The organism is uncultured Aquimarina sp. (assembly GCF_947492115.1).
Taxonomy (GTDB): domain Bacteria; phylum Bacteroidota; class Bacteroidia; order Flavobacteriales; family Flavobacteriaceae; genus Aquimarina.
In genome coordinates this window covers 80,161-92,915 of record NZ_CANLMM010000010.1, presented here as the reverse complement: position 1 = coordinate 92,915, position 12,755 = coordinate 80,161, and the positions used below count along the sequence as shown (strand labels likewise).

At 32.0% G+C, this 12,755-nt stretch carries 13 protein-coding genes; 2 read left to right on the top strand and 11 right to left on the bottom strand.

The genetic code is table 11. The annotated features are described in order from the left end of the window. Positions 1-49: 49 nt before the first annotated feature. The 10 genes from Q1A73_RS21960 to Q1A73_RS21915 all read right to left on the bottom strand — a co-directional run bounded on the left by Q1A73_RS21960 (position 50) and on the right by Q1A73_RS21915 (position 9,388). Positions 50-544, bottom strand: a complete 495-nt coding sequence (locus Q1A73_RS21960) for a DUF192 domain-containing protein (RefSeq protein ID WP_299610206.1) — start codon at positions 542-544, stop codon at positions 50-52. Between the two features lie 113 nt (positions 545-657). Beyond that, positions 658-3,480 carry an MSEP-CTERM sorting domain-containing protein gene (locus tag Q1A73_RS21955; RefSeq protein WP_299610205.1) on the bottom strand — a complete coding sequence of 941 codons (2,823 nt, stop codon included), beginning with the start codon at positions 3,478-3,480 and terminating at the stop codon, positions 658-660. After that, entirely contained in the window at positions 3,464-3,997 is a 534-nt protein-coding gene (gene xrtK, locus Q1A73_RS21950; RefSeq protein ID WP_299610203.1) for an exosortase K, read from the bottom strand. The genes Q1A73_RS21955 and xrtK overlap by 17 nt, the downstream gene beginning before the upstream one ends. Positions 3,998-4,019: 22 nt before the next feature. Further along, complete coding sequence (gene creD / locus Q1A73_RS21945; RefSeq protein ID WP_299610202.1) at positions 4,020-5,378, bottom strand: cell envelope integrity protein CreD; 1,359 nt, start codon at positions 5,376-5,378, stop codon at positions 4,020-4,022. A 28-nt stretch (positions 5,379-5,406) separates the two neighbouring features. Then, positions 5,407-6,060 (bottom strand): DUF1361 domain-containing protein, encoded by a 654-nt coding sequence (locus Q1A73_RS21940; RefSeq protein WP_299610200.1) that lies wholly within the window; start codon positions 6,058-6,060, stop codon positions 5,407-5,409. Beyond that, entirely contained in the window at positions 6,057-6,374 is a 318-nt protein-coding gene (locus Q1A73_RS21935; RefSeq protein ID WP_299610199.1) for a hypothetical protein, read from the bottom strand. The genes Q1A73_RS21940 and Q1A73_RS21935 overlap by 4 nt, the downstream gene beginning before the upstream one ends. Continuing rightward, positions 6,371-6,832, bottom strand: coding sequence for a hypothetical protein (locus Q1A73_RS21930; RefSeq protein ID WP_299610197.1), 462 nt, complete (start codon positions 6,830-6,832; stop codon positions 6,371-6,373). The genes Q1A73_RS21935 and Q1A73_RS21930 overlap by 4 nt, the downstream gene beginning before the upstream one ends. A gap of 56 nt (positions 6,833-6,888) precedes the next feature. After that, on the bottom strand, positions 6,889-7,182 hold the full coding sequence (locus tag Q1A73_RS21925) for a transcriptional regulator (protein WP_299610195.1): 294 nt from the start codon (positions 7,180-7,182) through the stop codon (positions 6,889-6,891). Positions 7,183-7,227: 45 nt separating this feature from the next. Continuing rightward, complete coding sequence (locus Q1A73_RS21920) at positions 7,228-7,833, bottom strand: hypothetical protein (protein WP_299610194.1); 606 nt, start codon at positions 7,831-7,833, stop codon at positions 7,228-7,230. A 70-nt stretch (positions 7,834-7,903) separates the two neighbouring features. Next, positions 7,904-9,388 (bottom strand): carboxypeptidase-like regulatory domain-containing protein, encoded by a 1,485-nt coding sequence (locus Q1A73_RS21915; protein WP_299610192.1) that lies wholly within the window; start codon positions 9,386-9,388, stop codon positions 7,904-7,906. A gap of 60 nt (positions 9,389-9,448) precedes the next feature. Between Q1A73_RS21915 and Q1A73_RS21910 the strand changes: the two genes are divergently transcribed. Continuing rightward, a complete protein-coding gene (locus Q1A73_RS21910) occupies positions 9,449-9,811 on the top strand; it encodes a DUF1801 domain-containing protein (protein ID WP_299610191.1) in 363 nt (120 codons plus the stop codon). On the opposite strand, the gene kdsA is transcribed toward Q1A73_RS21910, so the two are convergent. After that, complete coding sequence (gene kdsA / locus Q1A73_RS21905; RefSeq protein ID WP_299610189.1) at positions 9,798-10,616, bottom strand: 3-deoxy-8-phosphooctulonate synthase; 819 nt, start codon at positions 10,614-10,616, stop codon at positions 9,798-9,800. The genes Q1A73_RS21910 and kdsA overlap by 14 nt on opposite strands. A 320-nt stretch (positions 10,617-10,936) precedes the next feature. Between kdsA and typA the strand changes: the two genes are divergently transcribed. Continuing rightward, entirely contained in the window at positions 10,937-12,736 is a 1,800-nt protein-coding gene (typA, locus tag Q1A73_RS21900) for a translational GTPase TypA (protein ID WP_299610188.1), read from the top strand. The last annotated feature ends 19 nt before the right edge of the window (positions 12,737-12,755 follow it).

The following is a 12,755-nucleotide window of genomic DNA, read 5'->3' as shown; positions in this document are numbered from 1 at the left end:
GACCTCTTGGAACACTTGTTTTCCAAGAGGTTTTTCTTTTTTGGGCAATCTAACTTTTCTTAAAACTAATAGAATCACCTTCTTTTAGATTCCATTGATCAGATAACCCTGCATTAATTTCTAAAACATATCTAGCAGGTTTTCCAGAGGGTAACGAGGTTGGATCCAATGGTTTTGCATTTTTCTGGAAACTCACGATTTTAAATTGCTCATCGATATAAATAATATCCAAAGAGATCTCTGTATTTTTCATGTAAAAACTCTGTGGCCTTAAGGTTTCCATAATAAATAGCATTCCTCGTTTTTCTTCCATGGTTTTGCGATACATTAAACCTGTTTCGCGTTCATAATCGTTATCCGCAATTTCGATATCTAAGTTTACTATAGATTTTGGAATAGAATCTTGTATGTTATAGATGGAGAGTTCTCCTTCTTTTTTAAATGTTATCTCTTCAGTAATGATCTTTTTATCATTCTCTTTTTTACAAGAAAAAATGGTTACAGCACTTAGGGCTATGCAGAGTATTAAAATATTCTTTCGCATCAGTCTAACTTTATGAGATAAAAGTAGACAAAAAAGTCGCACTTCAAAAATTCGAAGCACGACTTTTATTTGGAAATCAAGATTTAAATCCTCTGAAAGTAGTTTACTATTAATTAGTGCATATAAGTATGAGACTTACGATGTTTTCGATACCAAATGAACATTCCTAATAGTATAAGTAAGATAAGAAGATGAGGTTCGCTCATTCTAGCAGTATCATCTCCAATATCTAGATTTTTATTACCTGATAGTACTTGTTCTTGTTTCTTTTTAAGAATGGCTTTTTGAGCTTCATTTTCTACGACAATATAGGAGGTAACAGGAGTCATTATTTTAGACATAAAACTGTTTCGTACCAATTGCAACCAATCTTTTTTTTCTTGTGCAGGAAATAATGTTTGGGATAACCACATGCCTTGCATGGCTAATCCGTCGAGCCATTTTTTTTCAGAAATTGGTTCTTTGCTCATATTATAAGGACCATTTTTAAGAATAATACTTGGTGTTTCATCCTCAGATAAATAGGTGACAGAAAGGTCTTTATGTTTGTAGATAAGAACATTTTGATCAAATGTTATAGGAACAGAATCAACTATTTTTTTCTTTGGATTTTCTAAAAGAGAATGCGGTTCGAGAATCCCATTGTTAGAAAGATTATAGAATCTGTTATGGTCTGGAAATGCAATTTTAAAATCTGAAAAATCTTTGTTTAGCACTGCTTTCTCGATTGAATCCGTAACTGCCACAAAAACAGGATAAGAATCTGATGGATTTTGATACGAATCAAACAATGTTTTTTTGATAGCTCTATCTAAATAGTACCCACCTTCAAATGATTGTTGGGAAAACTCTTTTTTCCAGTTTTCTATACCTACGGATGAAGAAGTATAGGTATTCACAAAACTAATTTTAAGCCGAGTACTAATTTGAGGATATTCGTTAATTAACTTTTGAATTCGATTACTATAGTTATTTAAGTACCTCTCTTTATGTGCAGAAACATCTACAAGAAAATGAAAATACGGTTTCCTTTTTACAGATGCCAAATTCTTTTTGCTCTTAGATGAAATGTAAATCAAATTACCGAGGTCCATGGTGCTATATACTTTTTCCTGTACTTCACTTCCTAAAGTGGTAATATGCCCATCAATTTGTAAGGTAACTGGTTCTTTATGTATAAATTCTATCCCAGTTTTTCGAGTTTCATTTTTAGCGAAAGGAAAAACTCTAAAAGCAACTTTATTTCCGGTTAAGTAATATAAAATTCCAGGATCTTTGTTTTCATTTCTTATCTGAGAAAAAACCCACATTGCAGATTTTTTTTCTGCTAATAATCCCATTTCTTTTCTCTCTCCAACATATAGATAATAATCACTGATCCAACAACCGTTCGGTAAGTTTATAGTGGTGGCATATTCTTTAAATCGATCAGAACTATCATTTTTTATTTCGAGATGAACCCAGCTTTTCCATACATTTTGAGTCTTGTCATAGATGCTTTTACTTTGTATGTTAGAAATAGCAACTTGATCGTTTCGCAGTTGATCGTGCCATGGTTCATCTTGTGGTGCTCCAAAAAAGATATGTTCGATTGCGTCTATTTTTGGATTGGATAAGAGTAGATTATCCAAAACAATCCAATTATAAAATGAAGATAAGTATGGAGTTTGATGAGTCTCAAGAAAAGCTCCATTTCTATCATCTTTATGTTTCTTGATCGTTCGTATTGTTTTTTTTAAGGATGTTGTATCGATAAAATATGTTTTGGTATAGTCTGGAGAATATACATAGTCTAAGGTTTCTTCTAAAGTATATCGATCCATTTTATAAGTGATCGTTATGCACGTTGGAAGTACTAAAAAACTTAGAACAGAAATACTTCTTAATAACTTAATGGATATTTGATTTTTTAATGTATTGAAGTTTTTAACAAGTTCCTGAACATGAATAACAAAAAGAAGCAATGGCGAGAGCATTAAAAATCCAGTGCCAACAATTACTATTGCAATAACAGATAATGGAAGGAAAGGGAGAAATACCATAAAGAAATATAAAGTGTAAGAAAATGTAATGCTTCTTCCTATAAATATTAAAAGTTGATATGTTTTATTTTTGATAGTAGGTAAGCATACTAAAATTCCATTGATAATAGCTAAAATATAAAACCAAACATTAGTGAAATTTCCAAAAATCCCTGATTCATTAATACTATATGAATTAAATAATATACCATTGTTGATAGCAAGTCCTAAAAGTGGGAATACAATTGTTATGGGTATTTTCCATATAAGATCATATTTTTTCCAGACAGCTCCTTTTTTAATAGCTAGAATATAAATTCCTCGTACTATAAAGAATAGAAATAATAAGGTTCCAATTATGATAAATATCAATAAAATATGGAACCCAAACTGATGATCGAATGGCTGCCAAAGAGGAATAATAACTTGTGAGAAAATATACCAACAGATTGGAATAGCAATGGCTGCCGCAAAATTTATCAATGCATTATGCTTTTTTTCTTTAGGAGTAAACTGAAGAACGACAATCAATAAAGAATAAAAAAGGGTAGGCATTAAAAAAGTACCCAGATATAGAACAATATTCCCTGATATCATCCATCTTGGTATTGAAAATGGAATAATTTGATCAGCATATTCGCCGTATAGATAGATAAAGGGAATATACACTAATAAAGCGATCCATCCATAAATGGCAGATACTTGTCTTTTTCGTACTATCAAGAATAGTGTGTATGCAAAGTTCAAGAGTCCTAATATAAACAGTATACTTCCAAATATTTTCCAGTATGCAATATGAGAATCTTCTAGAAGACTTTTAACAATGTTAAACTGGCCCCAGAAAAGGAAGAATACCAAAACAATTGGAAGTGTATTTATGATTAGCAACCATTTAGGATTACGTAAGTTGTGCATGGTGCGTATATTTTTTAATTAATGTGTCGGTGATTAGATAAGTGACTATCAAAAATGATAGATTAACGAGAATACCTAAACCTTCATGGATCACATGAGTTTGAAGGTATAATAGTTCACTAAGAGTGTTTTGCGAAATAATTGAAACAAATATTCTAGCAGTATTCACAAAGATAGTAATCACTAAAGAAAACAATAAAATTAGAGGGAATACAATCATTTTTATAAAGTGTGTTTTGGAATGCTCAAGGAATAGATACAATAGCATTAAGAACAGAATTGTCCAAAGATTAAATCCCGCACAGGATTTGTCAATAACAACATCAAGTTTTTGATGATAGTATCCTATATTATCAATATATTCCGAAGAAGAACCTACCATAGCACTCAAAAGAAGATCTGTGGGTTTAAGTAAAAAAGTCAGATCTTCTAAATTCGACTGCTTAAATCCAAATTTTAGTAGCACGAAAAGAACTGTTCCAAATATATAATAGTAGCTATTTTTAGAGATATTCATTTTACTGTTTTTAGTTGTGATTTTATGAACCCCATTCAATTTTTCTGGAGACCATCATGATAGTTCCTAGAATTAAGAATAACCCTATACTTCCTACCAATAATGCATAATCTTCTAGCTGAATTATTACAAAAATAAAAGCGTATAGAGCGATTAATGAAGTAGATATTAAACCCATAAATTTTAGACTTCGCAAGATGGCTTTCGAATATACAGAAATAAGAAGTATAACCGAGGTTCCTGCTATAAGATAAGCGTATAAAAAACTGGAGTGTTCTGATATAGAAATAAGCAAAGTGTAAAACATCGTCAATGCTAATCCGATCATTAGATACTGAAAAGGATGAATATTTATTTTACTAATCGTTTGTATCAAGAAAAATACTAAGAAGGTTAAAGCTATGACCAGATATCCATATTTTGCAGTTCGTTCACTTTTTTGATAATCATCTACAGGAATAAGAAGTTCTACTCCAAAAGCAGCTGAGCTTAGTTGCGGTAGTTCTCCATAAAACTCTTGCTCGAATTCTCTGTTTGTTTCCATTACATTCCAGTTTACTTTAAAACCATCAGGCCCAAGTGTCCTGGTTTTGGAATCAGGTAGATGTGCTCCGTTAAAACTGGGAGAACCCCAATTCGACTTCATAACTACATTGGTTTCTCTACCTACGGGTATAAACTGTAAGTTTTCACTACCATTAATCTTTAGATTGATGGTAAAATTTATAGTTTTTTCTTTTGGGAGTGAGGTTTCTTTTAAAAATTTGGTTTCTAAAGTGTTAGTGTGGTTGTTTTGAGAATAACGTGAGCGTAATGAATAAGTTTCTAAGCCTAATTGGACTTGAAGATTACTTTTAATTCCTTTTAGATTGGTTGAGTTTAAAACTATTGTCGCTTTATTCCATAATATATCTTCTTGATCAATATCCTTAGTTTCGAAGTCAGGGGTTGTAAAAGCTCCTTGGATATCCATATCAGCAGTGAATACAGCGGATTTATAGATCCCCCTTTTTAAGTTTTCCGAATCCACATCTACATCCGAATCAATATTCAAAGTATTAGGAAGAATATAAGCATTTTTGATAGTTATTTTATCTTCTACTATATAACTTTTTGTTTCTTCATTCCATAGCTTTTGTGGATTATGGATTTGATAAGGAATCTTTAGAATAAGACCATATAAAATAACTTCATTTCCCCATTTTTGATTGATTTCACGGATTACTTCTTGTTGTCGTTCAGCACGTTCCTGAATTAGAAGTTTAATGTAGGAAAGTGGAATAAGTAATACCAAAATGAGAATTCCTACCATAAGCATACGGATGGTTACAGAAGTTTTTATCCATTGTCCAAAGTACTTTTTTTGCTTTTGAGTTTCCATAGTTTTCTTGTTTATAATGATGATGTTTTTAAATAGTTTCTTTTTGATAATGGCGGATTAGGTGATAGGTAATAATTAAAAAACCTCCAAAACCTATTGTAAAAGCCCAGGTATTGATATGTTCAATAGGAGAAATAATTCTTCTAAATATATCACCGAGTATATGCATTGGATTTTGTAATAGATCCCAGCTGTTCCAACGAAGTATTCTTCCCATATAAATTCCAAATCCACATAGTAATAGCGTAGTATGGATAATGAAGGAGACAGTCTTTTTTGAAAAATGATAGCTAAGGAATTTTTGCATCGATCTTAACGAAGCAAATCCTATGATCAATCCATTGATGGCAAAGGATAGTATAAGCAAGACATCGAACCAAACGGAATGTAATGTGCTCAAGCGGATATGCTGTAAGTCTGTAAGGATATAAGGAGCATTAGGTAAAAAAGCAAGCCAACTTATGAATCCAATAGCGAGCAAGAATCTATTTTTATATAGCTCATGAAAGCTAAGTAATGTTGTAATTGCATACGGTATACAGGCTAAAAATAGATTCCAGATGAGGAATAGAAAAAAAATAGAATCTAATTTTGAAACTCTAATAAACAATAAACTTAGGCTGAAGATAACAGCTATACTATATCCTTTTATGAATGGTAATTGTTTTTGTAAATACTTCATGCTAGAAAGGTTTTTGGAAATGGATTATTAGCTACGATGAGGAAGTATCCTATAGTAATAGGAATGTTTAGTAAAAAGATCCCAATAGTGGTTAGATTCTCTTTTGAATTGTGATAATTTATAATAGAATTAGCGATTAAACCAATCAATGTAATTCCGTTTAATACAATAGCAATTATGACATAAAAAAGGCCGATTACTATAATTTGATCCCAAGGTATAATGATATGCATTAGTAAAATGATCGTGCCTAATAAGAAACTGCAGGTGGCAATCATAAGTGCGTTCCGATTGATAGATTGTGTTATTTTCATGATGTAGAGATTAAAAATGTGGTTTGTATTGTTTTTAAAGGAGTGTCTAGTAATTTCCTGAAATCCAGTTGGTAAAAAGAATACGCACTTTTACCTTTTTTGAAAGCATTTCGAAATAAATTGAACTTGTCTGGGTAGAGTATAGTTCCAATAAGTATTACCGTAAATAGGTAGGCGCTTTTTTTTCCATTACCCAGAAGATAGTATTGCATTGCAATTTCTTCGGGCACAGTAATTCCAGTAGCTGTAAGTACGTGGAATACATCATGATTCTCAAGTTTAGGTTGAGGTGAAAAATCATGTTTCAATAAAAATGCACCCAAATAAAAACCAAGAGTTTCTTTGGGGTATTGCAGTAATTGTGAGACAGAGATATCCCAAGGTTCTTCACTTTTAAACCATTTTTGATATGGAATCTTACTCCATTCATATAAGGTTTCTAATAAAATTGCTCTCATTATTTAATATTTTAAAAGTACTTTGAAATTCAAAGTAAATGGATAAAAAAATATAGCTACTTTTTTAATAATTTTTCAATAGCTTCAACATGTTTTTTAAAAGCTTCTCTCCCTTTTTTGGTAGCACTATATCTGGTATTTGGTTTACGTCCGATAAATGATTTTTCGACTAGTATATAGGCTTCTTTTTCTAATGCTTTGGTATGGCTTGCCAGATTTCCATCTGTAGCCCCTAATAACTCTTTTAGCATTTTAAAATCAGCATATTCATTAACGATTAGGATAGACATAATACCCAATCGAATTCGATGATCAAATGCTTTATTTATGTTGCCAATTATACTACTCATTCCTTGATTTTTTTAGCGAATACACAGATGTATATTGCTAAGCAATTACCGATCGTGATTAAAGTAAATCATACTTCCGTAAATAATGTGCATCACCCCAAATCCAAGTACCCAAAACCAGAATCCAAAACCGGGATATATGGCACATGCCAAACCTAATATAATTTCAACATATCCCAAATATTTTACATTACCAATTGTATATTTAGAAGCATTTACCAAGGCTAAACCATAAAAAATAAGCATCAACGATCCCGTATGTCCATAGTGATTACTATAGATTTTTATCAGAATGTAAATACCACCAGTTATTAGTGGAATTAAAAAGGCTGCCAGTAATCTTCTAGAAGTACCATTCCATAACGTTTCGTTATTTTTCCTTGCTTTTCTATTACTTAAAACAGCGGCAGTAACAATGCTTAATATAGCTATTGCTGCAAGATCAATTAAAATGTAGTTGAAGATTTTACTATGCAAAATAAGGTAATCTCTACCGCTAGTGCTCACTAGATAGTATGCAATGGCAGCGCCTATAATTGCATATATTCCTGCTAATATTCCTGATAAACCACTTAAAGAGAAAAATCGTGATGATTTATTCATCATGTTTTTAATCTCAGTGATGTCTTTTAAATAATCTTCTGTGCTCATTTTAAAAGTACTTTGAAATACAAAGTAAAATTAAATAAATGATACTCACAAATTTTTTTTCGAGATTAAATCAATTTTTATTCTGAAACTGTGATTCTAAACTTTCCTTGGCTTCTAGATCTTCTAATGCTTTACCAAGGAGAGCTGTAGGGATTAAAGCATTGTAATCTTTCCAGAAACTTGGATCATAGGGGAGAGGATAGGTAAACAAAGAATTAGAGAAATTATTTTTAAATATATTTTCATTTTCAGGTGATGATAGCTTTTCGGTTTTAATAGAGTTTACCACTAATTCTGATTCTGTGGTAGCTTCATAACTTTCGAATAAGTCACCTTTGTTGTCATAAGAATTAGTGGCTTTAATTCTTTTTAGATACCATTTATCACGATACGCAGAGAAATTAACATAGACTTTAAAATCCTTTAAACTAGTAATACGTGTAATAAAAGCTTTTTTGGATTCTTTTTCTACTATCTCAGGTGTTCTTAGTTGTGCAGCAAAGCGTTCATTTAATTTCTTCTTTGCTTTTTTTGTGAGTTCGTAACTATAGGAAATGATACCTTTACTTTCTTCTTCTAATGTTATTTCTCCTATATACGGAGCTTCAATATCATTAGAATCTTTGGGTTTAAATGAGATGATGTATACCAGTTTATCGTTGTAAGTACTCTTTCCGTATAAAGTAAATTTATATTTGTGATTTATCTTAGGATTAAAAAAATCTGCTTGCCGTTTTACTTTGTCAGCTCCCGTAAGTCTCAGTGGGCCTCCGCCTATCTCATTATTTTCTAACCATTTTAAATTGGTAGTATCAATGGATTTTAGATCTTCTGATTGTTCCATAATCTTGTAATCCTGAAGGTTATCGCTTTTTCTTAGAGCAATTATCTTAGTTTTATCCCTCATGTCAGCCACAAACTCTTTGGGTTCTGGAAATGGAACTTGATTTATATTAAATTCTAAACGATTAAATTGCTTATAATTGGTGTTGGATAATAAGTAATCAAAATTATTGTCATATGCAGAATAATATATTTCGGTTGCTGCATCAGCAAACTTGGTATAATTATCATTTATTTTGGTTAGCTCTCTATAATATGTTTCTAGCGTGACAGGTTGTTGCGCATAGTTTTTGGGGATAAGAGAGATTGCTTCATTGATCATTTCCTTGTATTTATTTTTCGCAGTAACCACAATTTCATCTAATGAGGTAGAGATTGATTTTAAAAAAATCTTCTGAGTAGGAGATTTTAGCTTTTTTACTGGGATACTGTTATTCTCATAACCAACGAATGAAAAAATGACTGAAGAGGAAGTATACTTTTTACTAAAAGTTAATTCGAATTTTCCATCTTCATTCGTAATAGTCCCTATAGAAGTATTTTCTAGTAGTACATTTGTAAAAGGCAAAGGGTCTTTCGTTTCTTTATCTAATATGGTAGCTTCAATTGTAATAGTTTCTTGTTTCTTTTGTTGTGCGAAAGAACTAGAGGATCCAAACCCTAACAACAGGATAATAAATACAAATAAAAGAGTAATGTTTTGAGGTTTCAAAGTGATTAGATATCTTGGGGTTACTAATATTCAACAGTCTTTCTAAAATACTATTTTTTATTGAAACCAGCGGAGCAATATATCTTAAATCAACCTGAACCATTTAAAACGATGCTACTTCAAGTTCAGGTGATTGTAGAATCTATTCTTCCTGAAGCCGAATTATTATTTAAATGGAGAGTTCCTTTTTACTATGTTGAAAAGGCACCCATTTGTTATTTAAACGTAACGAAAGGATACTTGGATATTGGTTTTTGGGCTGCACAATATTTTACCGATCACCTAGATAAATTGCAAAGTGATAAGAGAAAGTATGTCAGATCCTTGCGCTACAGAAACCCAGATGAGATAGAAAATGATATATTGATCGAATTACTCGAGCAAGCATATCAACATAGAAATAAGAAAATTATAACGAGTTAACCGTTTGTCTGATTGCGACTAGATTACTTAGTAATTTTTCCAGATACTGTAAATCTAACATATTAGCTCCATCACTTTTAGCATTTGCTGGATCATAATGTGTTTCCATAAATAATCCATCTACACCAGTAACAACACCAGCACGAGCGATTGTTTCTATCATATCTGGTCTACCACCTGTAACTCCACTGGATTGATTTGGCTGTTGTAAAGAATGGGTAACATCTAAAACTGTAGTTGCATATTGCTTCATCGTAGGGATACCTCTAAAATCTACAATCATGTCTTGATATCCGAACATGGTTCCTCTATCCGTAACCATTACTAAATCACTATCACTATCTTTTACTTTTTTCACAGCGTGTTGCATGGCTTCAGGACTCATAAATTGTCCTTTTTTCAAGTTTACCGTCTTCCCAGTCTTCGCGGCTGCTACCACTAAATCTGTCTGTCTAACTAAAAATGCTGGAATTTGCAAAATATCTACATACTCTGCAGCCATTGCAGCATCATCATTTTCATGAATATCTGTTATCGTTGGAACTTCGAAAGTCTCGCCCACTTTGCGTAAAATTTTCAATGCTTTTTCATTCCCAATTCCGGTAAAACTATCAATTCTACTGCGATTAGCTTTCTTAAAAGAACCCTTAAAAACATATGGTATTTTTAGCTTCGAAGTAATTTCTACTACTTTTTCAGCAATGCGCAACGCCATTTCTTCTCCTTCAATAGCACAAGGCCCAGCAAGAAGGAAAAAATTATTTGCATCCAGGTTTTTTAGGTTTTTGATTTTAGAAAGTTCCATGTTTGTAATTTAGAACCGCAAAGATATATCTTTTAGTTCATATTGTTACTTTTATGTGAATAGCTTTATTATAGAAACTCAGAGAAAGAAATAGAAGTAACAGATTAAGAAAAATAATGAAATATTAAATCTCTAATGGATTGTTATAAACATAAGAATTTTAATATCAAATTCTGATTATAATTCCTAATACTGTAAAATATGTTATTTCTTTGATAAAGGTTTTAAGTGCTTGATTTTTAGGTGTTTTTAATATTTTAAAATTAATATACAAACTATTAAAATATAATGTAAATTTGCACCCTTAAAATCAGGCGTATATGACTGCTATAAAAAACATTGCTATTATTGCACACGTTGATCACGGTAAAACTACCTTGGTAGACAAAATTATGTATCACTGTCAATTATTTCGTGAAAACGAAAATACAGGAGATTTAATTTTGGATAACAATGATCTAGAACGTGAAAGAGGAATTACAATTACTTCAAAAAATGTATCTGTAACCTATAAAGGAACAAAAATCAATATCATTGATACTCCAGGTCACGCCGATTTTGGTGGAGAAGTGGAGCGTGTATTAAACATGGCAGATGGTGTACTATTGTTAGTAGATGCTTTTGAAGGACCAATGCCACAAACACGTTTTGTTTTGCAAAAAGCAATTGATCTAGGATTGAAGCCTTGTGTGGTTGTAAATAAAGTAGATAAAGAAAACTGTACTCCAGACGAAGTTCATGAAAAGGTTTTTGACCTTATGTTCGAATTAGGAGCAGAAGAATGGCAGTTAGATTTTCCAACGGTATACGGTTCTGCTAAGAATAATTGGATGAGTGATGATTGGCAGAAGGAAACTGAAAACATAGAACCATTGTTAGATATGGTTATGGAGCATATTCCTTCACCAAAAGTGCAAGAAGGAACATTACAAATGTTAATTACATCTTTGGATTTCTCATCTTTTACTGGTCGTATTGCTATCGGTAGATTACAAAGAGGAACACTTACTGAAGGAATGCAGGTTTCATTGGTAAAAAGAGACGGAACCATTAAAAAGTCAAAAATAAAAGAGCTTCATACGTTCGAAGGATTAGGAAGAAGAAAGGTAGAGAAGGTAGAAGCAGGTGATATTTGTGCCTTAGTAGGATTAGAAGGTTTTGAGATTGGAGATACTGTTGCAGATATTGAAAATCCTGAAGGATTAGAAACGATTGCCATCGATGAGCCAACAATGAGTATGTTGTTTACCATTAATGATTCTCCATTCTTTGGGAAAGATGGTAAGTTTGTTACTTCTAGACATATCAAAGAAAGATTAGAAAAGGAACTAGAGAAAAACCTGGCACTTAGAGTAAATGAAACAGATAGTGCAGATAAGTTTATGGTTTTTGGTAGAGGAGTACTGCATTTATCAGTTTTGATAGAAACGATGCGTCGCGAAGGTTACGAATTACAAATCGGACAACCGCAAGTTATCATCAAAGAAATTGATGGTGTAAAATGTGAGCCTATAGAAGAGTTAACTATCGACTTGCCTGAAACGGTATCAGGAAAAGCAGTAGAGATGGTAACCTTAAGAAAAGGTGAAATGTTAAGCATGGAAGCCAAAGGAGAGCGTATGATTTGTGAATTCTTAATCCCTTCTCGTGGAATCATAGGATTACGTAATCAATTGCTTACTGCTACTGCTGGAGAAGCAATTATGGCACATCGTTTTAAAGAATATCAACCTTTAAAAGGTGACATTCCAGGACGTATTAATGGATCCTTAGTTTCTATGGAAAAAGGAACTGCAATACCATACTCAATAGATAAGTTACAGGAAAGAGGAAAATTCTTTATCGATCCAGGAGAAGATATTTACGAAGGACAGGTAATAGGAGAAAACTCTAGAGGAGATGATATGACCGTAAATGTTACGAAAACTAAAAAGTTATCTAACGTTCGTTCTGCTGGAGCAGACGATAAAGCGAAGATTGTTCCTGCTATTAAGTTTTCTTTGGAAGAAGCTTTAGAATATATTCAAAAAGACGAGTATGTAGAGGTAACTCCTAATCATTTACGTCTTAGAAAAATCTTCTTAACAGAAGTAGAACGTAAAAGAAATAAGATCGTATAGATAGGTATTTATCTTTGTA